Origin of the sequence: Curtobacterium sp. MR_MD2014, assembly GCF_000772085.1 — a bacterium.
Taxonomy (GTDB): Bacteria; Actinomycetota; Actinomycetes; order Actinomycetales; family Microbacteriaceae; genus Curtobacterium.
Genome location: NZ_CP009755.1, coordinates 2655772 through 2682520 on the forward strand (window position 1 = coordinate 2655772; position 26749 = coordinate 2682520).

The 26749-nt window shown below is 73.2% G+C and carries 18 protein-coding genes and 2 tRNA genes; 5 read left to right on the forward strand and 15 right to left on the reverse strand.

Annotated features, from left to right (window positions below):
- Positions 1-23: 23 nt before the first annotated feature.
- The 7 genes from NI26_RS12225 to NI26_RS12255 form a co-directional block, all read right to left on the reverse strand.
- Positions 24-1139, reverse strand: a complete 1116-nt coding sequence (locus tag NI26_RS12225; protein WP_066655766.1) for a DUF917 domain-containing protein — start codon at positions 1137-1139, stop codon at positions 24-26.
- Positions 1136-2290 carry a DUF917 domain-containing protein gene (locus NI26_RS12230; protein ID WP_066655769.1) on the reverse strand — a complete coding sequence of 385 codons (1155 nt, stop codon included), beginning with the start codon at positions 2288-2290 and terminating at the stop codon, positions 1136-1138. The genes NI26_RS12225 and NI26_RS12230 overlap by 4 nt, the downstream gene beginning before the upstream one ends.
- Positions 2287-3843 (reverse strand): hydantoinase/oxoprolinase N-terminal domain-containing protein, encoded by a 1557-nt coding sequence (locus tag NI26_RS12235; protein WP_066655771.1) that lies wholly within the window; start codon positions 3841-3843, stop codon positions 2287-2289. Before NI26_RS12235 ends, NI26_RS12230 begins: the two co-directional genes overlap by 4 nt.
- Before the next feature lie 231 nt (positions 3844-4074).
- Positions 4075-5466 carry a purine-cytosine permease family protein gene (locus NI26_RS12240; RefSeq protein ID WP_081985016.1) on the reverse strand — a complete coding sequence of 464 codons (1392 nt, stop codon included), beginning with the start codon at positions 5464-5466 and terminating at the stop codon, positions 4075-4077.
- 304 nt (positions 5467-5770) lie between these two features.
- Positions 5771-5843, reverse strand: a tRNA-Arg gene (locus NI26_RS12245).
- Positions 5844-5955: 112 nt separating this feature from the next.
- Positions 5956-6741 (reverse strand): dienelactone hydrolase family protein, encoded by a 786-nt coding sequence (locus tag NI26_RS12250; RefSeq protein WP_066655775.1) that lies wholly within the window; start codon positions 6739-6741, stop codon positions 5956-5958.
- A 102-nt stretch (positions 6742-6843) separates the two neighbouring features.
- Positions 6844-8268, reverse strand: coding sequence for a glucose-6-phosphate dehydrogenase (locus NI26_RS12255; RefSeq protein WP_066655780.1), 1425 nt, complete (start codon positions 8266-8268; stop codon positions 6844-6846).
- A gap of 81 nt (positions 8269-8349) precedes the next feature.
- Here NI26_RS12255 and NI26_RS12260 point away from each other — a divergent pair, with 81 nt between their 5' ends.
- The 3 genes from NI26_RS12260 (at position 8350) to NI26_RS12270 (ending at position 13857) form a co-directional block, all read left to right on the forward strand.
- On the forward strand, positions 8350-9519 hold the full coding sequence (locus NI26_RS12260) for a Gfo/Idh/MocA family protein (RefSeq protein ID WP_066655782.1): 1170 nt from the start codon (positions 8350-8352) through the stop codon (positions 9517-9519).
- Between the two features lie 52 nt (positions 9520-9571).
- Positions 9572-11386, forward strand: coding sequence for a thiamine pyrophosphate-requiring protein (locus NI26_RS12265; protein WP_066655785.1), 1815 nt, complete (start codon positions 9572-9574; stop codon positions 11384-11386).
- Between the two features lie 122 nt (positions 11387-11508).
- Positions 11509-13857 carry a bifunctional metallophosphatase/5'-nucleotidase gene (locus NI26_RS12270; RefSeq protein WP_144411352.1) on the forward strand — a complete coding sequence of 783 codons (2349 nt, stop codon included), beginning with the start codon at positions 11509-11511 and terminating at the stop codon, positions 13855-13857.
- Positions 13858-14110: 253 nt separating this feature from the next.
- On the opposite strand, the gene NI26_RS12275 is transcribed toward NI26_RS12270, so the two are convergent.
- Genes NI26_RS12275 through efeU form a run of 3 tightly spaced genes read right to left on the reverse strand, consistent with a single transcriptional unit; the run spans position 14111 to position 18217 of the window.
- A complete protein-coding gene (locus NI26_RS12275; protein ID WP_066655789.1) occupies positions 14111-15394 on the reverse strand; it encodes a Dyp-type peroxidase in 1284 nt (427 codons plus the stop codon).
- Positions 15391-16641 carry an iron uptake system protein EfeO gene (efeO, locus tag NI26_RS12280; protein WP_066655791.1) on the reverse strand — a complete coding sequence of 417 codons (1251 nt, stop codon included), beginning with the start codon at positions 16639-16641 and terminating at the stop codon, positions 15391-15393. The genes NI26_RS12275 and efeO overlap by 4 nt, the downstream gene beginning before the upstream one ends.
- Positions 16628-18217 (reverse strand): iron uptake transporter permease EfeU, encoded by a 1590-nt coding sequence (gene efeU / locus NI26_RS12285; RefSeq protein ID WP_066655793.1) that lies wholly within the window; start codon positions 18215-18217, stop codon positions 16628-16630. Before efeU ends, efeO begins: the two co-directional genes overlap by 14 nt.
- Positions 18218-18286: 69 nt before the next feature.
- Here efeU and NI26_RS12290 point away from each other — a divergent pair, with 69 nt between their 5' ends.
- Together NI26_RS12290 and NI26_RS12300 are read left to right on the forward strand one after the other, a co-directional pair.
- Positions 18287-19060 (forward strand): trimeric intracellular cation channel family protein, encoded by a 774-nt coding sequence (locus NI26_RS12290; RefSeq protein ID WP_066655795.1) that lies wholly within the window; start codon positions 18287-18289, stop codon positions 19058-19060.
- A 416-nt stretch (positions 19061-19476) separates the two neighbouring features.
- Positions 19477-20085, forward strand: a complete 609-nt coding sequence (locus tag NI26_RS12300; RefSeq protein ID WP_066655808.1) for a TetR/AcrR family transcriptional regulator — start codon at positions 19477-19479, stop codon at positions 20083-20085.
- 514 nt (positions 20086-20599) lie between these two features.
- On the opposite strand, the gene NI26_RS12305 is transcribed toward NI26_RS12300, so the two are convergent.
- The 5 genes from NI26_RS12305 to NI26_RS12325 all read right to left on the reverse strand — a co-directional run bounded on the left by NI26_RS12305 (position 20600) and on the right by NI26_RS12325 (position 26701).
- Positions 20600-22957 (reverse strand): DUF3488 and transglutaminase-like domain-containing protein, encoded by a 2358-nt coding sequence (locus tag NI26_RS12305; protein ID WP_144411354.1) that lies wholly within the window; start codon positions 22955-22957, stop codon positions 20600-20602.
- Positions 22954-24285 carry a DUF58 domain-containing protein gene (locus tag NI26_RS12310; protein ID WP_066655815.1) on the reverse strand — a complete coding sequence of 444 codons (1332 nt, stop codon included), beginning with the start codon at positions 24283-24285 and terminating at the stop codon, positions 22954-22956. Before NI26_RS12310 ends, NI26_RS12305 begins: the two co-directional genes overlap by 4 nt.
- A complete protein-coding gene (locus NI26_RS12315) occupies positions 24285-25277 on the reverse strand; it encodes an AAA family ATPase (protein ID WP_235426362.1) in 993 nt (330 codons plus the stop codon). Before NI26_RS12315 ends, NI26_RS12310 begins: the two co-directional genes overlap by 1 nt.
- A 188-nt stretch (positions 25278-25465) precedes the next feature.
- Positions 25466-26464 (reverse strand): glycosyl hydrolase family 18 protein, encoded by a 999-nt coding sequence (locus NI26_RS12320; RefSeq protein WP_066655816.1) that lies wholly within the window; start codon positions 26462-26464, stop codon positions 25466-25468.
- A gap of 147 nt (positions 26465-26611) precedes the next feature.
- Positions 26612-26701 (reverse strand) — tRNA-Ser (locus NI26_RS12325).
- Positions 26702-26749: the final 48 nt, after the last annotated feature.

The following is a 26749-nucleotide window of genomic DNA, read 5'->3' on the forward strand; positions in this document are numbered from 1 at the left end:
CGATCCTCGCGCATCGGCGCCGCTCAGCGCGCCCCCACCGGCGCGGGATCGTGCAGCTGCTCGACCGGGACGAAGTCGTCGTCCAGGCCGAAGCACGACGGCCCGAACACCGCGAGGGCCTCCGGTGTGCGCATGAGGTCGGGCGTCGACACCCCGATCACCCGGACGCGCTGGCCGTAGCGCAGGCGCTCCGTGGTGATCGGTTCCGCCGTCTCGGCGTCGAGCACGCAGATCAGGTCCGGCACCACCGCGACGAGGCGGCCGTCCCGTCGGGCGACGAGGTTCTCGTTCTGGAAGGCGATCTCGAGCTCCGACCCGTCGGCGCCCTGGACGACGGCCCGGCCCTTCGCGAACCCGTCGACCGTCCGGCGCTCGACGTCGACGACCTTGCCGTCGAACAGCTCGCGCAGGTGCGTGTAGATCGTCTGCCCGAACGCCTCGGCGAGCCCCTCGACGGGGTCGCGGTGCTCCTCGCGTGCCCGTCGGATCGCCCGACCGACCGCCAGCGCGAGCGAGAGTGTCCGCGGGACGGCGGTCTCCCGGACCTGGCGGCCGCTCATCGCGTACTCGGCGATGTACGCCACCCCGCCGAGGCGGATCGTGACGCCGCGGGCGAGCCACTCCATCTGCCGGTTGTCGTGCCCGGTGTCGATGACGACGCCGTGGCCGTTCTCGTCGCTGATCGCCAGCGGGGACCCGGGCACCCCGTACACCGAGAAGGTCTCCATCTGCAGCTCCGGGAACGCGCGCCCCATGCCGTCCGCGTCGACGACGGGCAGGCCGCCGGTCGCGCCGACGAGCAGCGGGATCATCGAGTTGATGCCGCCGCACTCGATCGGCATCGTGGCGGTGGCGGTCCGGCCGAGGTGCGCCTCGAGTCGGCGGAGGGCACCGAGCGGCTCCGGGCCGGCGGGCAGCCGCTCGAGCACCACGGTCGGGGCGCCCATCTGCGCGGTGGGGATGACGAGGGCGTCGTCCGGCACCTCGGACGGGTCGAGGACCGTCACCGGTCCGTGCTCCTCGATGGCCGCCTTGACGAGCAGCATGCCGATGAGCGGGTCGCCCCCGCCCCCGGTGCCGAGCAGTGCGGCGCCGCGCGCGAGGTCGGGCAGGTCGTCGACGTCGATGGTCCAGCTCATGCGTGTTCTCCCTCGCTGACGGTGCCGTCGTGGCGGACCGCCGGGGTGTCGTAGCCGAAGTACCGGGGTCCGGCGAGCGCGAGGCCCGCCGGGGTGTGCCAGCGCGGATCGGCCGGTGCGGTGACGATCCGGACGCGAGCGCCGAAGCGCAGCCCCTCGGTGGTGATCGGTTCACCGGTCTCGGCGTCCAGGGTGACGATCAGGTCGGGGGTGGTGGTGCGGACCGACCCGGCCACCTCGACCAGCAGGTGCTCGTTCTGGAACCGGAGCACGGCCTCCAGGCCGGTGTCGCTGCCGGAGCCGGCGATGCGGGCGGTCCCGCGGGCGAAGCCGGTGACGGTCTTCCGCTCCACGTCGGCGACCTTGCCCTCGAACACGGCGGTCCCACCGAGCACCGCGGCGACAGCGTCCACGGGGTCCTCGTTCGCGGTGCGGGCGGCGACGAGTGCCTCGCCGATCGCGACGCTGAGCGAGAGGCTGCCGCGGACGTACGACTGCTTGAGCTCGGCGCCGGACATCGCGTACTGCGCGGTGATCGCGGAGCACCCCATCTCGACCGTCGCGGTGCGGGCGAGCCGTTCCGCCCAGCGGTTGTCGACGGTGTCGAAGACGGCGGTGTTGCCCTTCTCGTCGGCGAGTGCCATCGGCGTGGCGCTGATCCCCGACAGGGTCGGCAGGACCATCTGCACCTCGGGGAAGGCGCGGCCCATGCCGTCGCCGTCGACGAGCGGCAGGCCGAGTTCGGCGGCGGCGACGATCGGGCTGGTCGAGTTGACGCCGCCGACCTCGATGCACGCGACGTGCGTCGGGGTGACGCCGAGGTGGGTGGCCAGGCTGCGGATCGCCTCGGCGAACTGCGCGCCGGACGGCAGCTTCTCGACCATGACGGTCGGTGCGCCGATCATCGCGACGTTGAGCACGACGGCGTCGTCGGGCAGGTCCTCGACCTGCACGACCGGCACGGGGCCGTGCTCGCGGACCGCGGCCTCGGCCAGCAGTCGGCCGATGTAGGGGTCTCCACCACCGCCGGTACCGAGGACGGCGGCGCCGCGGGCGAGCGCGGAGCAGTCCTCGCCGATCTCGGTGAGGGGACGGACGGTGGTCGCCGACGGACGCGTGTCCACGCCGGGTGCCGTCGCCGTCGTCGTCATCGGACCAGCGCCCCGAGTGCGAGGTCGCCGACGGCCTTGGCGCGGATGCGCGTGGCGTTGCCGGGCAGGTACGGGATCGGGACCTCGTCGAAGTCGACGATCGCGACACTGGACGGATCGGCTCCGGCGGCGACGGCGCGGTCGACGGCCTCCTGGCGGGCCTCGTCGACCACGGCGGAACGCCTGCCGTCGCTGATCGCGTAGACCTTGTCGACCTCGCCGGACACCTGCGCGATGGCGGCGCCGATCGCGTTGGCGACCGAGTGGTGCTCCGGCCGGTGCACCGTGCCGAGCCCGGGCAGGGTGTCGGGCAGCAGGACGGACCCGCCGCCCACGGCGACCACGGGCAGCGGGTCCGACGAGGTGCGCATGCGCTCCACGACGTCCGCGACGCGCTCGGCGATCACCGCGAGGGCCCGTTCGGCGACCTCGGCCGGCACCCCGGCGACACGGGAGACGTCCCCGATGGCGCCACGGCCACCGCGGACGGCCACATCGGTCGCGGTGAGGGTGTCGCCGCCGAAGACCAGGCCCTCCTGGGTGAGCCGGTAGCCGACCGAGTCCGGGCCGACCAGGGCGCCGTCCTCGCGGATGCGGGAGCCGCCCCCGATGCCGATCGACAGCACGTCGGGCATCCGGAAGTTCGTGCGGATGCCCGCGACCGCGACCTCACCGGTGGCCTCGCGCGGGAAGCCACCGGTCAGCACGCCGACGTCGCTCGTGGTGCCGCCGACGTCGACGACCGCGCAGGTGTCGAAGCCGGAGAGCACCGCGGCGCCGCGCATCGAGTTCGTCGGGCCCGAGGCGAACGTCGCGACCGGGTAGCGCCGGGCGTACTCGACGTCCATGAGCGTGCCGTCGTTCTGGCTGAGGAACAGGGGCGCGTCGATCCCGCTGCCGGCGACGGAGCCGGACAGACCGTCGACGATGCGGTCGGCGAGCTCGCGGAGCGCCGCGTTGATGATGGTGGCGTTCTCGCGCTCGAGCAGCCCGATGCGTCCGATCTCGCTCGACAGCGAGAACGCGACGTCCGGTCCGAGCTCGGCGGCCATGATCGCCTGCGCCCGCTGCTCGAACTCGTCGTTGATCGGGGAGAACACCGACGAGATCGCGATCGAGCGGATCCCGGCGGCACCGATGGCCTCGGCGTGCCGCTTCAGCTCGTCCGGGTCCAGCTCGGAGATGACCCGGCCGTCGAACTCGTGGCCGCCGTGCGCCAGGAACGCCCGTCCCTGCACGGCGCCGACGAGGTGTGCGGGCCAGTCGGTGAAGGGCGGCAGGGACGCGGTCGCCGGCAGGCCGAGACGGACGGCCGCGGTCGGGGCGAGCCCCCGGGCCTCGACGAGCGCGTTGATGAAGTGCGTCGTACCGATCATCACGCCGTCGATGTCCGCCGAGGTGAAGTCGCGCTGCTCGCGCAGGCCGGCCAGGGCGGCGACGATACCGGACGTGACGTCCTGGGTCGTCGACCGCTTCACGGCCGCGGCGACCGTGCTGCCGTCCATCAGGACGGCGTCCGTGTTCGTGCCGCCGACGTCGATGCCGATGCGCATGGGGTTCCCTTCGGGGTGGTGCTGTCGTGGTGCTGACGGAGTGCCGGTGGTGGTGCTGTCGTGGTGCTGTCGTGGTGCTGTGGTGGTGCCGGTGGTGGTGCTGACGACGGCGGTGCTGTCGTGGTGGTGGTGCTGACGGAGTGTCGGGCCGACCGTGCCGTGTCCGGGTCAGGGGGCCACGGCACGGCCGGCGACGAGGTGGCGGTCGGCAGGGGGCGCCGACCGCCGGCTTCAGGGCGCCGGTGCCGGCGCGGGTGCCGCCGTCGCGGCGTCGCTCGTCGTGCCGTCGCCGACCGCTGCCGGCGCGTCCTCGGTGCGGCTCACGCCGACCCCGCGGACCCATCCGGCCTTGCCGGCGATCACGTAGAGCACGAAGGCGATGACGACGGAGTTGATCGACGGGATGCCGATCGCGACGAAGTAGCCGACCAGTGCCGCGACCGCCCAGATGACGAGTGTCGCGGGGACCCACGTCGGGCTCGTGGCCGGCAGGCCCTCGCTCTCGCTGAGTTCACGGCGCCAGCGCTGCACGACGAAGTACTCGGCGATCATGATCCCCGCGATCGGCGGGAACACGACACCGAGCACGATGAGGAAGGGGGTGAAGGCGTCGAGGAACCCGACGGCGGCCAGCACCGACCCGACGATGCCGAGCACGAGGGTGACGACACCACGGTTCACCTTCCTGCCGAACACCACGTGGATGAAGTTCGTGACGCCGAGGCTCGAGCTGTAGATGTTCCAGTCGTTGATCTTGAACGTGCCGAGCAGGATCACGAGGATGCCGACCCAGCCGACGCTCGACGTGATGACGCGGGTGATGTCGGACGACCCGACGGCGTGGGCGAGCAGGACGCCCGCGAGCCCGATGACGTACTCCCCCAGCGTGACGCCGAGCGCGGTCTGCTTGACGACGTCGCCGACCGAGCGGTTGAAGCGCGTCATGTCGGGCGTGATGACCGCGCCGACGATGAAGCCTCCGGCGACGAGGGTGGTGCCCGCGACGAAGCTCAGCTCCGGGCCGGCCGGGGCCTTCGCGGCGAGCTCGGCGATCGAGTGCTGGCTCAGCTCGACGACGACCGCCCAGCCCACCAGGACCAGGAACAGCGGCACCGTGATGTTGGCGAGCCACTGCATGGAGTGGAAGCCGCGGAGCACGATCGCGGTGACGAGCAGGCCGAACACGAGTGACCACGCCCACGCCGGCAGGACCGGCAGGATCGCGACGAGCCCGGCGGCGGAGACGCCGGACTGGATGCCGAACCACCCGATCAGGCTCAGGCCGATCGCCAGGCCCACCAGTGCGGAGCCGGCCTTGCCGAACCCGGTCCACCGCGCGATCACGGAGGTGTTGAGGCCCTCGCGCATGCCGATGATGCCGACGAAGACCGACACGATCTCCAGGATCACGGCACCGAGGGTGATCGCCCAGAACGCCTCCCAGAAGCCCATGCCGAAGCCGAGCGTGGCACCGAGCAGGAACTGGGACAGGGCGGAGATCTGGCCGAACCGCTGCACCGCGACCTGGAACCAGCCGTAGCGGGCGGAGGCGGGGACGCGGGACAGGGAGTGGTCGTCGACGACGACGGACGGGGCTGGTGGTGCTGACGCTGCACTGGCCATCGGGTGCTCCTGGGGGACGGGGAGCCGGTCGGGGCGACCGGGTTGCGGCAACCGTAGTGACGTGACGGGAGCGGGTACACGTGCACGATGTCGTTACCGGCAGGTGAACCGGTGCACTCTGCACAGCGTCGTCCCTGGGAGCGTCGGGTGGCGCTGTCCGGCGTCGAACCCCGAACACGACGGAGGCCCGGGAACGACAGGACCCCGGGAACGACATGGGCCCGGGAACGACGAAGGCCCGGGAACGACGAAGGCCCGGGAACGACGAAGGCCCCGTCGCAGTGCGACGGGGCCTTCTCAGATGTGCGCTCGAAGGGACTCGAACCCCCAACCTTCTGATCCGTAGTCAGATGCTCTATCCATTGAGCTACGAGCGCATCCGGTCTTGCGACCGATGCTGGCCTTGCGGCCGTGGAAGACTCTACAACAGGTGCGGCGCGGAACGCCAATCGAGCCGCGCCGCACCGAGCCCTCGGCGTGTCGCGCCGTTCAGACCACGGTCGGCTCCTCGTCGAACACCTCGGCGAGGAACACCTGCAACGCCTGCCACGAGCGGCGGTCGGCGCGCTCCTGGTACTGCGCCCCGTGGTCCGGCGCATCGGTGCCCGGCACCGCGAACGCGTGCATCGCGCCGGCGTAGGTGGTGACCTGCCAGTCGACCGACGGCACCGCGCGCATCTCGTCCTGCCACTCGGCGACCGTCGTGTCCGGCACCATCGGGTCCGCTCCCCCGGTGAGCACGAGGAGCTTCGCCCGGATCGCGGACGCGTCCGAGGGCTCGTGCACGATCAGGCCACCGTGGAAGGACACTGCGCCGGCGAGGTCCGCACCGGTGCGCGCGAGTTCGATCGCGCCGGAGCCGCCGAAGCAGTACCCCATCACGACGATGCGGGAGTGGTCGACGTCGGGGTCCTCGCGCAGCCGGTCGAGCCCCGCGGTCAGCCGGGCGCGGAACAGCGGCAGGTCCTGGTAGAACGAGCCCGCGACCTCGCCGGCGGTGTCGTCGCCGGGACGGACGCCCTCGCCGTAGACGTCCGCACCGAAGGCGACGTAGCCGAGACGGGCGAGCATCGTCACCCGGGCCTCGACGTGCTCGTTGACGCCGTGCCAGTCGTGGATCACGAGGACGGCGGGGCGGGGCCCCGACACGGCGTGGTCCTTCGCCAGCACACCGAGGAGCGCGGTGCCCTCGTGGTCGTAGCGGACGGGCTCGACGCGGACGTCGGAGCCGGCGGGGACGGGGACGGTGGACAGGACGTCGTCGGTGGTCTTCACGTCACCGGACGCTACGCCGCGCGACCGGCAGACGGACGGGAGGCGCGTGGCGGCCCCGCCACGCGCCTCCCGTCCGGCACCGCGCCTCCCGCCGACGCGACGTCAGCAGTCGATGTTGTCCCAGCTGTCGGGACCGGCCGACCCGGCCGCGTACTCGTCGAGCGGCGCCTTCCCGTCGCGCCACGCACGCAGGAACGGCTCGACCACCTTCCACCCCTGCACCGCGCTGTCACCGCGCACCGACAGCGTCGCGTCGCCCTCGAGCACGCCGGCCAGGACCTCGCCGTAGGCGCTGAGCCGACCGGGGTTGAAGTTCACGGACAGCGCCGTGTGGTCGATCGTGTACGGATCGCCGGGACCGTTGACGTTGAGCTCGAGCTGCATCTCGTCCGGGGCGATCCAGATCCGCAGCTTGTCCGGTCGCTCGGCGCCGCTCAGCCCGTTCGGCACGTGCGGCGAGTCCTTGAAGGTGATGACGATCTCGCGACGCTGCTGCTCCAGCGCCTTGCCGGACCGCAGCGTGAAGGGGACGCCGGCCCAGCGCCAGTTCGCGACCTCGAGGGTGAGCTGCGCGAGGGTCTCGGTGCCGAGCGACGGGTCGACGCCGTCCTCGTCGACGTAGGACGGCAGCTCACGGTCGCCGATCGTCCCGGCGGTGTAGCGCGCACGCTTGCCCGCGGCGACGACGTCCTCGCCCCACGGCCGGACGGCGCGGAGGACGAGCTCCTTCTGCGTGCGGAGGTCGTCGGCGTCGATGGATGCAGGGGCCTCCATCGCGACGACGGCCATCACCTGCAGCAGGTGGCTCTGGATCATGTCGACCAGGGCACCGGCCTTGTCGTAGTAGCGCGCGCGGCCCTCCAGCCCGAGGGTCTCGTCGTAGACGATGTCGACGCGGTCGACGTGCGCCGACGACAGCAGCGGCTCGATGATGCGGTTCGCGAAGCGCAGCCCGAGCAGGTTGAGGACCGTGGAGCGGCCGAGGAAGTGGTCGACGCGGTGGATGCGCTCCTCGGGCAGGAACGAGTGCAGCAGGTCGTTGAGGTGCTCGGCGCTCTCGGCGTCGGTGCCGAACGGCTTCTCGAGCGCGAGCCGCGTACCACCGGGCAGGTCGAGGTCCTTGAGGACGGCGCAGCTCTTCTCGGTCACGGCCGGCGGCAGCGCGAAGTAGATCGCCGGGTCGTGGTGGCACGCGTCGAGCAGGGCCCCCAGGTCGTCGGCGTCGGTGACGTCGGCCTTGCGGTAGGTCGAGGCCTCGATGACCTCGACGAGCCGCCGGCTGAGCTTCTCGCCGCCGTCGTGCGCGCCCTCGTCCTCCTCGTTCTTCGACGCCTGCGCGTTCTCGAAGGACGTGCGCACCTGCTCCTTCCAGTCGTCGTCCGAGATGTCCTCCACGCCGGCCCCGACGAGCTGGACGTCCCAGTCGTCCTTGACCTCGAGGAGGGTGGCGAGACCGGGCAGCAGCAGTCGCTTGGACAGGTCACCGCTGGCTCCGAGGATGAGCAGGCTGGTCTGGAGGCTCGACATGCCCCCGACCGTACTCACGCGTTCCGGCTCGTGGCCGGGTTGCGTCGGTACGGTGGGGCGAGTCCGGCGCGAGGGAGCACCATGAGCAGTGGGTACGGAGGGCGACGCATCCGCGTCGCCGTGGTCGGCACCGGGATGATCGCGGGGGTGCACGCCCGTGCGGCACGGGCCGCGGGCGCCGAGGTCGTCGGGGTGCTCGGCCGGACGCCGGCACGGTCGGAGCAGGTCGCCGCACAGCTCGACGTGCCCCGCGGCTACGCCTCGCTCGACGAGGTGATCGCCGACGCCCCCGACGTCGTCCACGTCTGCACGCCGAACGACCAGCACCACCCGCAGTCGCTCGCGGTCGTCCGCGCCGGGATCAACGTCGTGTGCGAGAAGCCGCTCGCGATCAGCGCCGAGCAGGCCGCCGAGCTGGTCGCCGCAGCCGACGAGGCCGGCGTCGTCGCGACCGTGCCGTTCGTCTACCGGTACCACCCGGTCGTCCGGGAGATCCGTGCCCGCATCGCCGCCGGTGAGCTCGGCCGATTGCTCGCCGTGCACGGCCACTACCTGCAGGACTGGATGCTCGACGAGGACGCCTCGAGCTGGCGGGTGGACGCCGGTGCCGGCGGGGTGTCCCGGGCCTTCGCGGACATCGGCTCGCACTGGTGCGACCTGGTCGAGTTCGTGACCGGCGACCCGTTCGCCGCGGTGAGCGCCGCGACCGACATCGTCTACCCGACCCGTCCGGCTGCCTCCGGGCCGTCGTTCTCCGGCTCGCCGGACCCCGACCCGGTGGCGGACGCCGGGCAGCGGGCCGAGGTCACCACGGAGGACACGGCCGTCGCGACCTTCCGCACCGGCACCGGGCGCATCGGCAACGTCGTCGTCTCGCAGGTCGCGGCCGGGCGGAAGAACCGGCTGTGGTTCGAGGTCGACGGCACCCTCGGGTCGGCGGCCTTCGACCAGGAGCAGCCCGAGGCGGCGTGGTTCGGCAACGAGCGCGGCGCCCAGATCGTGGTGCGCGACCCCTCGCTCGGGTTCCCCGACCAGCGTCGGCTGGCGGTCGTGCCGGCCGGGCACCCGCAGGGGTACCTCGACGCCTTCGCGGCGTTCGTCGCCGACACCTACGCGGCGGTCCGGGCGGAGGGCGACCGTTCGGCGTGGCCCGAGGGGCTCCCCACGTTCGCCGACGGTGCTCGTGCGGCGTCGGTCATCGAGGCCGTCGTCGCCAGCGCGGCCGACGGGACGTGGCGTCCCGTCGCCTGACGTCCCCCGGGCGACCTGAGCGTGTACAGGAACCGCCGAGCACGGTGGGTGCATGAGCACGACCGTGAGCGACTTCGTCATCGACCGCATCAAGGCATGGGGCGTCTCGCGCGTCTTCGGCTACCCCGGGGACGGGATCGGTGCGTTCGACGGGGCGCTCGGCAAGGCCGACGGCAGCGAGCGCGAGCTCGAGTACGTCCGCCCGACGCACGAGGAGATCGCCGCGCTGATGGCGACCGCGCACGCCAAGTTCACCGGCGAGGTCGGGGTCTGCGTCGCGACCTCGAGCCCCGGCGCGTTCCACCTGCTCAACGGGCTGTACGACGCGCAGATGGACAACCAGCCGGTCGTCGCGATCGTCGGGCAGCAGGGCCTGGCGTCGATCGGGTCGTTCACGCAGCAGGAGTCGAACCTCGAGCGCGTGTTCGCCGACGTCGCCTGCTACGTGGAGACCGTCGCCACGCCGGACGCGGTCGGCGTCGTGGTCGACACGGCGTTCCGGACGGCGATGCTCCGGAAGCAGCCGGCGGTCGTCGTGCTCCCCCACGACGTGCAGGCGATGGCGTACGAGGCCCCGGCCGCCGAGCACTGGGTGTCCCGGTCGAGCGACGTCGCCCCGTCGACCCGGATCGTGCCGCCGCAGGACCAGATCGCCCGCTTCGCCGAGATCCTGAACGCCGGGGAGCGCGTGACGTTCCTCGTCGGAGCCGGCGCCCGTGGTGCCACGGACCTGGTGCTCGAGGCCGCAGAGAAGACCGGCGCCGGCATCATCACCGCCCTGCGCGGCAAGGACGTCGTGCCCTCCGACGTGCCGTACCACACGCAGCAGGTCGGGCTCCTCGGCTCGCGCCCGAGCCTGACCCAGATCAAGGAGTGCGACACGATCGTGCTCCTCGGCTCGAACTACCCCTACGGCGAGTACCTGCCCGCCTCCGGTCAGGCCCGCGGCGTGCAGGTCGACATCAAGCCCGAGCAGATGGGCCTGCGGTACCCGACCGAGCTCAACCTGTGGGGCGACGTCGGTGCGACGCTGCAGGCGGTCATGCCGCTGCTGCGCGACAAGCAGGACACCGCGTGGCAGGACAAGCTCGCCGGCGAGATGCGTGAGTGGGAGGCGGAGATGCACCGCCAGGCCGAGGTCGCGTACGACGACGGCGTCAACCCACGACGCGTCATCCGCGCCGTGAACGAGCGCCTGCCCGAGGGCGTCACGGTCACCTGCGACGCCGGGACCACCGCCGACTGGTACGGCCACCACATCCGGCTGCGCCGCGGTATGCACGGCGACATGTCCGGACGGCTCGCGACGATGCTCGCGGCGATGCCCTACGCCGTCACGGCGAAGTTCGCCTTCCCGGACGCCCCGGCGGTGTGCACCATCGGCGACGGAGCCTTCCAGATGCTCGGCATGAACGAGCTCATCACGGTGAAGAAGTACATGGCCCAGTGGCCGAACCAGCAGCTCGTGATCGTGGTCATGCACAACGACGACCTCGGCCAGGTGTCGTGGGAGATGCGGACCGAGGACGGCAACCCGATGTGGTCCGGGTCGCAGGACGTCGAGTCGATGGACTACGCCGGGTACGCCCGGCTGCTCGGCTTCGAGGGCATCGCGGTGCACGGTGACGACGAGGTCGAGGCAGCCGTGGAGCGGGCGTTCGCCAACCCCGGGGTCACGCTCATCGACGCCTACGTCAGCCGCAACGTGCCGCCGCTGCCGCCGCACATCACCGCCGAGTACGCGGTGAACACCGCGAAGAGCCTGCTCAAGGGCGACCCGGCGGAGATCGGCGTCATCAAGGACTCGGCGAAGGCCATGGCCGCCGAGGCCGTCGAGCGGGTGAAGGGCGCGCTGGGCCGGGACTGACGCCGATCCCGCCGTGGTTGTCCCCCGAACGGGAGGAACGTCCCCCGTGGTGTGAACACCACGTGACGTGTTGCGGCAACCCCTGGCGCGTCGGCTGTGGGAGTTCATAGGTTCTTGCGGTGATGAACGCTCACACTCCCCCGCGTCGCCGGCGCCTGGCCGGGGCCTCCGCCCTGGTCGCCGCCGGCGTCCTCACCGCCCTGACCGTCCCGTCCGCCGCCCTCGCCGCCGAGGGCGACACCACGATCGACCTCTACAACGTCAACGACTTCCACGGCCGCATCGCGCAGTCGATCTCGAAGGACTCCGCCGGTGCTCCGGCCCCGCGGGACGGCGACGCCGCCGGTGCCGCGACCCTCGCCGGTGCACTCGAGCAGCTCCGGGGTGCCGATCCCTCGACGTCCGCCTTCGTCAGCTCCGGCGACAACATCGGCGGCTCGACGTTCGAGTCCTTCATCCAGGACGACCAGCCCACCATCGACGTCCTCAACCAGATGGACCTGTCGGTCAGCGCCATCGGCAACCACGAGCTCGACAAGGGCCAGGACGACCTGCGCGACCGCGTGATCGGCGGCCAGGGCGAGGGCGTCCGCGCGGCGCAGTGGGACTACGTCTCCGCGAACATCCTCGACTCGGCCACGGGCGAACCCGCGTTCCAGCCGTACTCGATCCAGGAGATCAGCGGCAAGCGCGTCGGGTTCATCGGCGCGACGGTCGACCTCGTCGGCCAGGGACTCGTCGCTCCGGACGGCATCGCCGGACTGGAGATGGGCGACATCACGACCGAGGTGAACAAGGTCGCGGCGCAGCTCACCGACGGTGACACGGCGAACGACGAGGCCGACGTGCTCGTCCTCCTCGTGCACGACGGCGCCGAGTCCCCCGCCGAGGTCGCGCCCGGCGACGACTCCGACTTCGCGCGCGCGGTCCACGGCGTCACGCCGAAGGTCTCGGCGATCCTGTCCGCCCACACGCACCAGACGTACGCCTACTCGGTCGTCCCGACCGGCGGTACCGTCGCCCGCCCCGTGATCCAGACCGGCTCGTACGGCTTCAACCTCGGTCACGTCGAGCTCACGGTCGCCGCGGACGACACGGTGACCGCGGCGACGCCCGAGAACCTGCGCCTGGTCGACGGCACGTACACGCCCGACCCCGCCGTGCAGACCACGGTCGACGCCGCCGTGCAGGAAGCCGACCGCCTCGGCGCCGTCGAGCTGGGCACGGTGGACCGCGACCTCCAGCGCGCCGTGCAGTCGAACGGGTCGGAGAACCGCGGCGGCGAGTCCACCCTCGGCAACTTCGTCGCCGAGGTGCAGCGTGACCAGACGCAGCGCCAGGGCTCGCAGATCGCCTTCATGAACCCGGGCGGTCTCCGCGCGGACATCGCCTCCGGCGCGGTGACGTACAAGGAAGCGGCGGTCGTCCAGCCCTTCGCGAACACGCTCGTCGTGCTCGACCTGACCGGCGACCAGATCCGGCGGGCGCTCGAGCAGCAGTGGCAGCCGTCGACCGCGAGCCGCCCCTTCCTCAAGCTCGGCGTCTCCGAGGGCTTCAGCTACACCTACGACCCGCTGGCCACGGCCGGCGAGCGCATCACGGGCATGACCCTCGACGGTGACCCGATCGCGTCCGACCGCACCTACAAGGTCACGGTGAACTCGTTCCTCGCGACCGGCGGAGACAACTTCGCCGCCTTCAAGGACGCCGCCGCGAAGCAGGACAGCGGCACGGTCGACCTCGAGGCGCAGGTCCAGTACTTCCGAGCACACCCGACCGTCGCGGTCCAGGAGGACCAGCGGGCCGTCGGCGTCCGGGTCTCCGAGGCACCTGCCGGCGGCTTCGGCCCCGGCGACGACGTCCGCATCGACCTGTCGTCCCTGACCTTCAGCAACGCGGCCGACCAGGGCGGCACCGTCTCGGTCAGCGCCGGTGGCCAGGAGCTCGCGTCCGCCGAGGTCGACACGACGGTCGTCGACACCACCGACGAGCAGGGTCGCGCGACCCTCGCGTTCACCGTGCCGGGCACGCCTGCCGCGGACACGGAGCCGACGGCCGTTCCGACCGCTGCTGCCCGCGCCGCCGCCCCGACCGCGACGACCGACCAGCCGCTCGTCCTCACCCTGCCGAACGGGCAGACCGTGACCCTCGCCGTGACGGTCCCGGTCGAGACGGCCGTCGAGCCGGAGCCGGGCACCGGCGAGCCGACCGACCCGGGTACCCCCGGTCCCGGCCAGCCGGGCAGCGGCGACACCGACGGCGACGGCAGCGCGGGCGGTGCCGACGGCGCGGGCACCGGTGTCGTGGACGCCGACCGACCGGACGCCGCTCGCGGCGACCTGGCGTTCACCGGCGCCGACCTGGTGTTCCCGGGCATCGCCGCCGGCGTCCTGCTGCTCGCCGGCGCCGTGGCGCTGGTGCTCGCACGCCGGAAGCGCGCCGTCGAGGACGGGCCGGTCCTGACGGACTGACACCGCGCCTCCCGGCCGACAACGCGACGGGCCGTCCCACCTGGTGGGGCGGCCCGTTCCGCTGTCCGATCCCAGAACGGGACTGCTCAGGGGCAGTCCCGCGAGGTACGCTCCCCCTGTCGCATCGCGATGCGTCGCGCCGGGTCGTCCCCCCAGGGGGCGGGCGGTGGTTCCGTCCGCCGGACTCCGCGGCGCGGGTGCTCTCCGTCTCCAGGGAAACGACGGAGGGCACCCACCTCGACTCCCGCCGGGGTCAGTGGAAGAGCTGCTCCCCGATGTACGAGCCCTTGCGGGGTGCCGGCGGCACGGCGAACACCCCGGACCCGATGTGCGACACGTACTCGTTCAGGCGGTCGGACGCACCGAGCTTCCGCTGCAGCCGCGTGACGTGCTCCGGGTCGTTCACGTACGCCGCGAAGAGCAGGCCGGCGTCGAGCTGCCCGTACTGGTTCAGCCCGTCGGTGTAGTTGTACCCGCGGCGCAGGATCTTCACGCCGCCGTTGTTCTCGTGCGCCGCGAGGGCGACGTGGGAGCGCGGGTCGATCGCGGTCCCGCCGTCCGCGTCGGTGCCGTGCGGCGCCCGGGCGTGGAAGTCCGGCGTCGTGTGCTCCGACCCGCCGGAGAGCGGCGCGCCCTCGACCTTCGTCCGGCCGAACACCCGCTGCTGGTCGGAGACGACGTCGGCGTCCCAGGTCTCCAGGTTCATGCGGATCTTCCGCACCACCTGGTACGTGCCACCGGCCATCCAGTCGGCTCCGCGGCCGAGCCACACGAACCGGTCGTACTCGTCGTCCGTCGTGACGTTCCGCGTCCCGTCCTTGAACCCCATCAGGTTGCGCGGCGTCGACTGCGTCGGACCGGCCGAGGCGCGGCCGAACCCGATCACGGTCCACCGCACGGTCGCGGTGCCGCGAGCCATCCGGGCCAGGTCGCGGACCGCGTGGTACGCCACCTGCGGGTCGTCGGCGCAGGCCTGCAGCGACAGGTCGCCGCCGGTCAGCTGCGCGTCCAGGTCGTCGCTCGGCAGCGGCGGGATCGCGGCCAGGTGCGCCGGACGCTTCGCGGCGAGGCCGAAGCGCTCGTCGAAGACGCCGGGCCCGAGCCCGACGGTGACGGTCAGTGACGCCGGGCCGAGGTCGAGCGCCTCGCCCGTGTCCGCTCCCACACCGTCGCCGTGGACGGGTTCGACGCTGCCGATCGTCCGGCCGGCCTGCAGCTGCGCGATCGCGGCCGACCAGCGGGCGAGCAGGACCTGGAGCTCGGTCGCGGTGGACGCCGTCAGGTCGAACACCATGAAGACGCAGTGCCGCTGCGGCGTCGTGCGGATCCCGCCCTGCGGCTGCCGGGCGGCGGTCGCGTAGAACGGGACCGACTGCGACAGGTCGACGGACTCGTCGCCGTTCGCGGCCGCGGTGAAGGGGTCGACCCCGGTGGCGGCGGCCGACCCGGCGACACCCGCGACGGCGCCCACGCCCGCACCGGCGGCCGCGAGCCCGGCACCGATCAGCCCGCGGCGGGAGAACCGGGAGTCGTTCACGCCGTCGCGACCTTCTCGGCCAGACGCGAGAGCGGGTCCTGCAGCGCCTGGACCTGCTGCGAGATGCGGTTGGCGTCCTTCGCCTTCGCGGCGTCGTCCCACGTGGCGAAGCCGCCGAGCGAGTCCGCGTCGCGGAAGCCGTCCATCAGTGTGTTCGTCGTGTCGAACTGCGTGGCGATCTGCTTCGTCAGCGCCGGGTCGACCTTCGTCAGGCCGGGCTTGAGGTACGCGAAGGCCTGTCGGGCACCCTCGACGTTCGCGGCGAGGTCGACGAGGTCGATGTGGCTGTACGCCTCCTCCTCGCCCGTGATCTTGTTCGACTGGACCTCCTCGAGCAGCCCGGCCGCGCCGTTCGCCAGGTCCTCGGGCTTGTACTCGATCGACGGCACGCGCTTCGCGAGGAGCTCGACGTCGGCGGTCAGTGCGGCCGCGGTCTCCTTCGTCGACGCGGTGATGGCGCCGGCCTGGAACAGGTCCTTCTCGACGGCGTGGAAGCCGCTCCAGCCGACGGCGTCGTCGAGGTTCGACGCGCGCATGTCGATCAGGTAGTCGAGGTTGCCGGCGTTGTCGGTGGCCGAGAAGCCCTTCTTGACGAAACCGTCGACGTCGCTCTCGACGTGCTCGTAGAACGGACGGGCCGCCGCGTAGTCGCGCTTCGCCGCGTCGAGGTCACCGGCGTCCACGTCGTGCTGCAGCTGCTGCACGGCCGCCACCATGTCGGTGACCTGGCCGTCGACGTAGGTCGCGTAGCCCTTCGCGCCGTCGGCGAGCAGGGTGGCCGCGCTGCTGTTCGCGGTCGACGCGGCCTTTCCGGTGACGGTGAGGTCGGTGAGCTCGTGCTCGGCACCCGGGCAGTAGACCTGGTACTCCCCACCGCTCAGCGTGGCGGTGAAGCGGACGGCGTCGAGCCCCGGGGCGAGGTTCTCCTTCTCGCCGAGGATGCGCTGGTCCTGCAGGAGCTCCACCTCGGTGATGGCGGTGGACGACTCGTTGTGCACCGTGAACGTGACGGGGCCCGCGGGGACCTTCGTGGTCGACACGGCGCAGGCGTCGGAGCCGTCGTTCGTCAGGGTGATGGTGACACGCGAGAGCTTCCCGGTGCTGCTCGAGCTGTCGTCGGCGGGCGACCCCGTCGAGCAGCCGGTCAGGGCGAGGGCGGTGACGGTGCCGAGAGCACCGAGGACGATCAGGGGGCGGGCGGCCAGGGGGTGGGCGGCGCGGGGGCGGGCGGTCCTACCGAACGGCATGGTCGAGGCTCCTTGCAGGGACGTCGGCGGGCGGTCCGCGCGACGGGTCGGTTCCGGGGGTGGTGGTCGGTGGGGCGACGGCGCGCCGACGGTCGCGGAGGGCGAGCAACGCCTGTGCGGCGGCGGCGACGGCGAGCGCGATCGGCAGCCAGGTGCTCCAGAGCCGCAGCTCGGCAGCGCGGGTGTGCGCCGCGGCCAGGTCCGCGGCCGCGCGGTCGACGCGGTCGGTCGGCACCGCCCACACCGTGCGTTCCAGCGTGGTGGTCCGGGCGGCCGGGAGGCCCCCACCGCGCAGTGTGAGCACGTCGCGTTCCGAGCGGGTCGCGTCCAGGACACCCCCACCGACGGTGGTCAGGGTGACGGTCTCGCGGACGGACCAGCGGGCCGTGAACGGCCCGGGGTCCGTGCTCGGCGAGATGCCGACGGGGACCCGGCCGAAGAGGCCGACGAGGTCGTCGAGCGTCAGCGAGGTGGGGCGGCCGGCGACCGGGACGTCCTCGGTGACCTGCCAGCGGTCGGCGGCGACGCCGGAGCGGGTCACGCGGCGGTGGGCCGACGCGGGGAGGGTGCGTCGTGCCTCCCGGCCGGTGCCGGAGACGCGCAGGACTGCTGCCGGACCGTCGACGTCCGCCGTGACGGACCGTGCGTCACCGGTGACCGCCGTCGTGCGCGGCAGGTCGACGTCCGTGCTCGGGACGACCAGGGCGAGGACGACGGCCGTGGCCGCGAGCCCGGCGGCGACCGCCGCGCGGACCACCGGGACGCGGGCCGGCGACGGACGCCAGCGGCGCGGCCAGACCGCGACGGCGAGGACGGGCACGACGTAGAGGAACCAGCCGAGCACCTCGATCATGCGCGGATCGGCGGGGATCCCGAGGACGCCGGTGACGAGGGCGCCGCGGAGCGACCCGTTGGGGGCGAGCCACCTGAGGTCGACCGTGCGCTGCTGGCCGATGACGAGCCACCCGGCCTCGTGCGCGTGCCGCAGTGCGGTGAGCACGAGGCCGCCGGCGACGAAGACGAGGAAGACGCCGGTACCGGTGAAGAACCGGCCGAGGTCGAGGCGGACCCCGCCGGTGTAGATGCCGTACCCGACCGCCACCGCGACCGCGATGCCGATGACGGCACCGACGGCTGCCGTGCCGGTGTCCGACGACGCCTGGAAGGTCGCGAGGAGGAAGACCGAGGTCTCGAACCCTTCCTTGAGGACCGCGAGGAACGCCATGCCCACCAGCGCCCAGGCGGTCCCCCGTCCGAGCGCCGCCGACGCACTGGCCTGCAGGTCCCGCGACAGCGTGCGCGCGTTCGTGCGCATCCAGACGATCATCCCGGTGACGAAGACCACGGCGACGGCTCCGATGACCGTCTCCATGCCCTCCTGCTGGGCCTGGGGCAGTGCCTGCTCGACGAGCTGCAGACCGAAGCCGACGGCGATGCTCAGCGCGACGGCGAGCCCGACGCCGGCCCACATCGGGGCGAGGGGCGCGCGGTTGCGACGGAGGAACGCGGCGATGATGCCGACGATGAGCGTCGCTTCGAGGCCTTCGCGGAGGCCGATGACGAGGGTGGCGATCATGGCGAAGGTGAGGCTAACCTAACCAGCGTTCGGCCCGCCACTCCGGCGACGTGGGGTTTGATTGTTCTCATGAACGTGCTGACCCCGGAGGCCCTGGCGTCGGTCACCAACGTGCTCGACCTCGCCGGCGTGTTCGCCTCGGCACTGCTGGGCGGCTCGCTCGCACGCACGATGGACTTCGACCTGTTCGGCTTCCTCGTCGTCGGCTTCGTCTCCGGCCTCGGCGGCGGCATGCTCCGCGACACCCTGCTGCAGAACGGGCCGCCCGTCGCGCTCGTCGACCCGCTCTACCTGCCCGTGGCGATCGCCGGCGCACTGGTCGCGTTCTTCGTGTCGTTCTCGGAGCTCACCTGGGACCGACTGTTCACCGTGCTGGACGCCGCCGTCATCGGCTTCTGGTCCGTGGTCGGGGTCCAGCGGACCTTCGACGCCGGTCTCGGCTGGCCCGCCGCGATCATCATGGGCACCATCACCGCGGTCGGCGGCGGGGCGATGCGCGACCTGCTGCTCCGTCGCGTGCCCGCGGTGTTCGGCGGGAACGCGCTCTACGCCACCGTGGCCGTCGCCGCGTCCGCGGTGATGGTGGTCGCCTCGTACCTCGGATCGCCGTCGATCGGCATCATCGCCGCGATCGTGCTGTCGCTCGGGCTCCGGTACGGGGCCGTCAAGCGCGGCTGGGGGCTGCCGAACGGTCGCGAGTGGCAGCCGAAGTCGACGCTCGGCGCACTGCTGCAGCGCGGGCGACGGCTGCGCCCCGACGCGATCCGGCTGCTCCGTCGACCCGGACGCCGAACCGGCGACGGGGCCGTCCGCAGCGACCGGGACACGCCCGACGGCGTCTGACGAGCCACGGTCGGCTCCCCGTCAGCGCCCCGTCAGCGCCCCGGCCGGTGCCTCGGTCGGTGCCTCGGTCAGCGCCTCGGCACGGGCTCCGGTCGGTGCCCGGGCACGCCGGTGGTGCACCGTCCGGACGACGCACGACCCCGTCGCTGCAGCGGCCTGCCGCGGTACGATCGCTCCCGCCGGGTACCGACCCGGTGACCACCGTCCTCGACGCACCGACACGACCCGAACGTGGCGGTCCACTGAGCGACGGGGCCGGGGGCTTCGCTGGTGCCGCGCGTGATCACGACGCGCGGCGCGGCAGGTCTCCGAGGGTCGCACCGGACCGGGTGCGGCACGGCCCGTGCGCCACCGACGCGCGGGGATCGACAGGACGGCGCACCACCGTCCACGACGACGATCACGGACCAGGACCCATGCGCGACGACGCTTCCTCCCCCAACCCCCGGACACCCCGCGCCGAGGTGCGCGAACGACTGCTCGTCGCCGGAGCCGACGTCTTCGCCGAGTCCGGCGTGCACGGCGCCCGGCTCGACGACGTGGCCGCTCGCGCCGGCTTCAGCAAGGGCGCCGTCTACTCGAACTTCACGTCGAAGCAGGACCTCGTCGCCCAGGTCATGCAGCGATCGACGAACCGGATCCTCGCCGCGCTCCAGGAGGTCGTCCACGAGGACGTCGCCGCCACGAGCATCGCCGAGGTCGTCCGGGCGGCGTTCGGGCGGTACGACCAGGGTCGGCAGTTCGCCCTCGTCTCGGAGCTCCGGGGCTACGCACTCCGCGACCCGGAGTTCATGCCCGAGTTCGTCCGGCAGCGGCGCGAGCTGCAGGACGGCGTGCTCGACCTGGTCCGGTCGTGGTTCGGGGCGCACCCCGAGGTCGAGCCGGGCATGCCGCTCGAGGACTTCGCCACGCTGCTCATCGGCGCGAACACCGGGATCGTGTTCGACGGTCCCGCCCTGCCCGGGGTGAACCCCGGCGACGTCATCGCGAGCCTGGTCGACGCGGTCGTGCGCCCGCGGCGCTGACGCGGCCGCGGCCGCGGCGCCGCCGCCTGCGCGCCGGCGCGGCAGGGCGCATGCGCCCGGCGCGGCGGGGCGCGAGCAGCCGTCCGCACAACCGGAAGCACGTCGCGCCACGCGATTCCGCGGCGCGACGTGCTCGCCGTTGTGCGCGAGCACGCCACACCACGCCCGGCCCGGCGCGGCCGCACCAGGCCCGGGCCGGCACGGCCGGCACGGCCGGCACGGCCGGCACGGCCGGCACGGCCGGCACGGCCGGCACGGCCGGCACGGCCGGCACGGCCGGCACGGCCGCGGCGGCCGCGGCGGCCGCGGCCGTGTCCCGCCGCGGCCGTCCGCACAACCGGAAGCACGTCGCGCCACGCGATTCCGCGGCGCGACGTGTTCCCCGTTGTGCGCGAGCACAACCGAAAGCACGTCGCGCCACGCGATTCCGCGGCGCGACGTGCTCGCCGTTGTGCGCGAGCACGCCACACCACGCCCGGCCCGGCACGGCCGGCGCGTAGCCGCCGCGCGGCGGCTAGGCCGTGCGCCGGCGCTGCCGGCCCTCGTGGGACCACGCGGACGAGGGCAGCAGGCTCGGCGGGAACAGCCGCGCCCGGACCACGCGCGCCCGCGGGACGGACGCGTCGAGGGCGACACGAGCCTCCAGGACGGCCCGCCGGAGTGCTGCAGTGTCCACGCCCGCCGCACCGTCCGCGGCGAAGCGCTCCAGGTCGACCGCATCGACGATGCTCGTCAGGTGCGGGAGCACGCTCGCGGGGACGGTCCCGACGAGCCGACCGCGCACCGCACGCGCCGTCCGCGCTGCTGCGGCGGCGTCACCCGGCGGCGCGAGCCCCGGTGCGTACCCGTGGTCGGCGACGTCGTCGAGCACCTCGCGCCAGGCCTGCAGTGCGGGCGAGCGTCCCGCCTGCACCGCGGCGAGCCGTCGGCGCCGACGCACCACACGGACGGCCCTGGGTGCGACGAGCACCGCCAGCAGGAGCAGCAGTCCGACCACCAGGCCGGCGGCACCGGGTCCGGCGCCGCCGCCCGTCGTGGCCGCCGCGCCCGCTCCGGTCGAGGCGGAGGGTGTCGGGGTGGGCGAGGCCTCGGCGGGAGCGGTCTCCCCCGGCGCCGGCAGCGGCGTCTCCGACGGGGCCGGAGCCGGCGTCGCCGACGACTCGGTCCCCGCCTGCGCTGCGGCGTCGGAGCTCGGGGTCGGCTCGAACGACACCCAACCGGCGCCACGGATGTACAGCTCGGGCCACGAGTGCAGCTGTCGGTTCGAGACGGTGTACTCGCCGTCCTCCGTCTGGTCGCTGCTCGCCCGGTACCCGACCGCGATGCGCGACGGGATCCCGAGCGTCCGCGCCATCACGGCCATCGACGACGCGAAGTGCACGCAGTACCCCTGGCGCACGCGCAGGAACGTGTCGATCACGTCCATGCTGTCGCCGTCGTAGCCCTGCTCGACGGGGGCCGTCTCGGAGTAGGTGAAGAGGTCGCTGCGGAACCACTGCTCCAGGGCACGCGCCCGGGCGTAGTCGTTCGGCAGCCCGCCGGCCACCCGCTGGGCCGCCGCCCGGATGTCACGTGGCAGGTCCTCGGGCAGTGCCAGGTCGGTGCGGAGCTGCGTCTCGCTCGGCGCCGTGAACCCGCGGCCGTCGGTGCGCCCGAGGATCCCGCTCGCGGCGATCGCGTCGAGGTACTCCCCCGACCAGGTCGAGGCGCCGAAGACCTGGTAGGTCGAACCGCGCTGGGTCACGGGACCGGTCGACCGGACCGTGCTCGAGTCCCCCATCCAGCGCCACTGCGACAGGTCGAGGTTCGTCGACTGCGACTCGAGCGACACCGCGCCGCCGGGCACGGGCAGGTAGTTGCTCGACAGCCCGGTGATCCGCACGGTCAGGTCGCCGCGGCTCGCCAGACGGGGGTTGATCCCGACCGCCCACTGCTGCTGGTCCGCGGTCTCCGCGGTGCTGGCGTCGGTCACGGTCGGCACCCAGTCGCCGGTGCCGAACTCGTCGAGGTCGGCGAGCTTGAGGTACTCCGGCTGCCCGTCGGCGGTGCGGTAGCGGAACACCTCGAGCTCGTTCGGCTGGCGGAGGTCGCGGCCGAGCTCGAGCAGCGTGCCGGGACGACCGGGCTGGATCGGGGCCTGCAGCGCGCCCGTCACGCCGGACAGCCAGCTGGCGTTGATCGGGACGAGCACCGGGAGCCCCACGGCGACGACGAGCCCGATCGCGCCCACCACGGCGGCCGGGAACGCCCGTTGCACCGGTCGGACGGACAGCCAGAGGAGCCCGAGGAACGCCGCCCCCACCAGGACGACGAGCACCGGCGAGGCGGGCTCGCCCGTGACGACACCGGGGACGATGAGCACGACCAGCGCGGGCACGGCCGCGAGCGCGACGGTCGGCGCGATCGCGGCGAGGAACAGGGTCACCCCGGCCACCCAGGCGATCGCGACGGTGACGATCAAGCGGATCGCGTCGCTCTGCGGCAGCGGCGCGGGGTTGAGCCGGATCGCGGCGAGCGCCTCGCCGAGGGCTCCCTCGCGGTCGAGCCAGCCGAGGGGGTGGACGTCGTTGACGACCGCGGCGACGCACGACCCGACCACCAGCGTGGCGACGAGGGCGATGAAGCGCACGCCCGGAGCGCGACGGCGGACGGCGAGGACGACGGCGACGAGCACCGCCGTGAAGACGACGCCGGACAGCCACCAGGCGGTGCCCTGCACGAGCGGACGCATCGCGAGCGCCGCGATGAGGACCGGCAGCGGTGCCAGGGCGACGACCCACGGTCCCGGGGCGTCGTCGCGTTCGGCCGGACGCTCGGGGCGGCCGCTGCGCGTGGGCGTCCTGACGCGGTCGGCCGTCGAGGTCCCGCTCACCGGGTGCTCCCGTGCGCCTGCGCGCCCGCGACGGGCACGACCAGGGTCCGCCAACCGGCACGGTCGAGGATGCCGCGCACCACGGGGTCGGGCGGGACGATGGTCGCGAGGATGCCGCGACTGGAGCCGCTCGTCGCGGCAACGAGTTCGGCGGCCTGCTCGGCGGTGCACCGGCCGGTGACGACGGCGGTCATGCCGTGGACGTCGCGACCGTGCACGTCGGACAGGACCTCGGTGACCGGGCGGGCGTCCGAACGGACCCGGACGTCGGCGAGTCCGACGAGCAGGTCCGTCAGGCTGCCGACGTCGCCGGTGTGCCGTCCCGCGCCCGGGCCGTCGTCGCTCACGAGCACCACGCGCGACGTCCGCGCGCTGAGGGCACGGGCGACGCTCGCGGCGACGACGACGGCGTGCTCGAACGCGGCGTCGCCACCGAGGTCGCTCAGTTCCGCGAGGTCGTCGCGGCCGAGCGCCTGGTAGGACTCTCGGCGGAGGTCGATGGCGATGACGGCCTCCGGCGGCTGCGCCTGCGTGGTCTGGCGGACGTGGAGTTCGCCGCGTCGGGCGCTCTGTGCCCAGTGCACGCGGCGGATCGGGTCGCCCTGCCGGTACGGCCGGAGCTCGCTGTCGTCGGCGGAACCGCCCTGACCCACACGGCCCTCGTCCGCCGAGACGGCACCCGCGAGCGCTCCGGTGTCGATGGCACCGAGGGTGGTGGATGCGGGGACGATCACGACCTCCTCGGCGGGGACGACCGGCCGGTCGATGCGCAGCAGGCCGAAGGGGTCCTCGACGCGGATGGTCACGGGGCCGACCAGCGTGCGGCCCCGGTGCATCGCGAGGGCCTCGACGTCGAGCACCGCCGGGGGCTCGTTCGGGCCGACCAGGGCGTAGGTCTGCGCGTCGGACACGCTCGCGAGGGCGTCCTCGAGCTGCTCCCGCACCAGCAGGGTCGTCCGCGGCCCGATCGGCAGCGACGTCCCCCGCAGGGTGATCCGCTCGCGGTGGACCTCACCGACCTGCACGACCGAGCGGGCGGTCGACCGGGTCGCACGCAGCGGCGCCGCGACGACGAGTGCCATGACGATCCCGAGCACGAGCAGCACGAGCAGCAGGAGCCCGGCGGAGACGGCGATGCTCGTCGTGGCGACGAGACCACCGCCGACGAGGGCGATCCCCGACCCGAGCACCGTCCACCCCCTGGCCGTCGGCCGCGGGAACGGGGTCCGGCGGAGCATGGCCGCGCCGCGTCGCCCGGTGCGGAGCACCCACGACCGCACCGCGCCCGCGCGCAGCGCGGACGTCGAGGGCCCGCTGCCGTCGGGCATCAGGAGCGGACGGCGGCCGAGGCGAACGGCACGGCGGTGTCGGACACGATCCGGACGACCACGTCGCGCGCGGTGTCCTCGGCGGCCCCGCCGAGCCCGCGGGCGACCGGGACGAGACGGTGGGACAGGATCACCGGTGCGAGGTGGGCGACGTCGTCGGGGGTGACGAACGGGCGACCGAGCAGCGCGGCGTGGGCACGAGCGGCCTGCGCCAGGTGCAGGGTGGCGCGAGGGCTCGCGCCCAGCACGAGGTCCGGGTGCGTGCGGGTGGCACGGACGATCGCGACGATGTAGGCCTCGACGTCGTGGGCAAGGTGCACCCCGCGCACGGCGTGCACGATCGCCCGCAGCGTCTGCACGTCGACGATCGGTCGGAGCGCGGACAGCGGGTCGCGGGTCCCGCGCGCCGCGAGCATCTGGCGCTCGGCGTCCGCGCTGGGGTACCCCATCGCGATGCGGGCCATGAACCGGTCGCGCTGGGCCTCGGGCAGCGGGTACGTGCCCTCCATGTCGATCGGGTTCTGGGTCGCGACGATCATGAACGGCGACTCCAGCGGCCGGGTCACGCCGTCGACGGTCACCTGCGCCTCGGCCATCGCCTCGAGCAGGGCCGACTGGGTCTTCGGGCTCGTGCGGTTGATCTCGTCACCGATGACGACGTTCGCGAACACCGGACCCGGCGAGAACCGGAACGTGCCCGACGACTGGTCGTAGATGTTCACACCGGTGACGTCGGACGGCAGCATGTCCGAGGTGAACTGGATGCGGTTCACCGTCCCGCCGACCGAGGCACCGAGCGCCTTCGCGAGCACGGTCTTGCCGACGCCGGGGACGTCCTCGACGAGCAGGTGCCCCTCGGCGAGCATCACGGTGAAGGCCGTGCGGATGGCGTCGACCTTGCCGTCCACCACGGTGGAGACGGCTGCGACGACGTCGTCGCCCACCGCTCGCACGTGCTCGATCGGGAAGGCTTGGTCGGTCTGGTCCGGCACGCAGGCCTCCTCGTCTCGGGACAGGTGTCGTGCATGCTACAACGGCGCGGTGACAGGCACCGGAGGATGCGTCACCGATCATCCGGAAGGCACACACGGGCCGTGCCCCGCGACGGACGGGAGGCGCGGTGCGGGGCCGCCACGCGCCTCCCGTCCGCCTCCTGGTCACGGTCCGGTCGGTGCGGGCGTCAGCGCGGCAGGGCCTCGGTCGTCAGCGACCAGAGCGCGACGCCGTGCAGCCCGAGTCGCTGCGCCAGCGCGACACGTGCCCGGTAGGAGCGGGCGTCCGACCAGTGCAGCTCGTGTCCGTCGCGGAGGGTCGCCGACCACTCCCCCGTGCGGTCCGACCAGCGTGCGGCACCGCCGGCCAGCGCACGGGCCCGCGCCGGCGACACCTGCCCGGCGTCCGGTCCACCCCAGCGGTACCCGTACCCGGCGACGCCGAGGTCGGTGCGGTCGGCCGGCAGTCCCTCGTGCTCGGCCACCTCGACGACGCGCTGCGCCCACGGCAGGGCACCGATCGTGCCCGGTCCGCTCCACGGGCCGTGCTGGTCGTAGGTCATCAGCACGAAGCGGTCGACGTGCTCCGCCAGACGACGGAGGTCGTACCCGGTGTCCCGGAAGCCCGCGGCCGAGGTGGACGCCATCACGGCCATCGACACCGGGGCGTCGGCACCGAGCTCGTCGTGCACCGCGTCCTCGAGCGCGGCTGCGAAGGCGACGAGACCCGCGCGGTCGCGGTCGCGCAGTGATTCGAGGTCGATCTGCACGCCCGTGCAGTGGTGGTCGTGCGCCAGGGCCGCCAGGTCCCGAGCCACCTGTGCGCGGGCGACCGGGTCGGCCAGCAGCGCCGAGGCGGTCTCCGGCGAGAAGTCACCGAGCGTCTCGGAGTAGTTGCTGACGAGGAGCTCCGGTCGCGCGCCCTGGCGGGCCGCGGCGAGGGCCAGACGGTCGACGCCGTCGGGCAACGGCGCGAGGCCCGTGCCGTCCGCGGAGAGCGTGACACCGTCGATGCCGATCGTGTCCGCCCGCTCGGTGGCGGCTCGTACCCGGGCGACCGCCGTCGGGGCTCCCGGCTCGACGTACGCCTCGACGGCGACGCCGCGGGCAGCGGACGCGTCGGCGCAGCCGGCGACCGTGGTGACGATCACGACGAGCGCGACGGCGAGGGCGGATGAGCGGAGCACGGGGCAACGGTAGTGGGCGGGGCCAGGGCACCCGTGACGGGCCGGCCCGTGCCTCCCGACCGTCGAGCACGGCCGCACCGTCGTGTTCCCGCGCGCACCCTGCCGGAACGACGAAACCCCCGCCGGTGGCGGGGGTTTCGTCGACTGCGGAGACGGAGGGATTTGAACCCTCGGTCCCCTCAAAGGGGACTCCACCTTAGCAGGGTGGTGCACTCGGCCGGACTATGCGACGTCTCCGTGCGCTCTCACGAGCGCGTGACCCACCATACAGGAGGACGAGCGTCC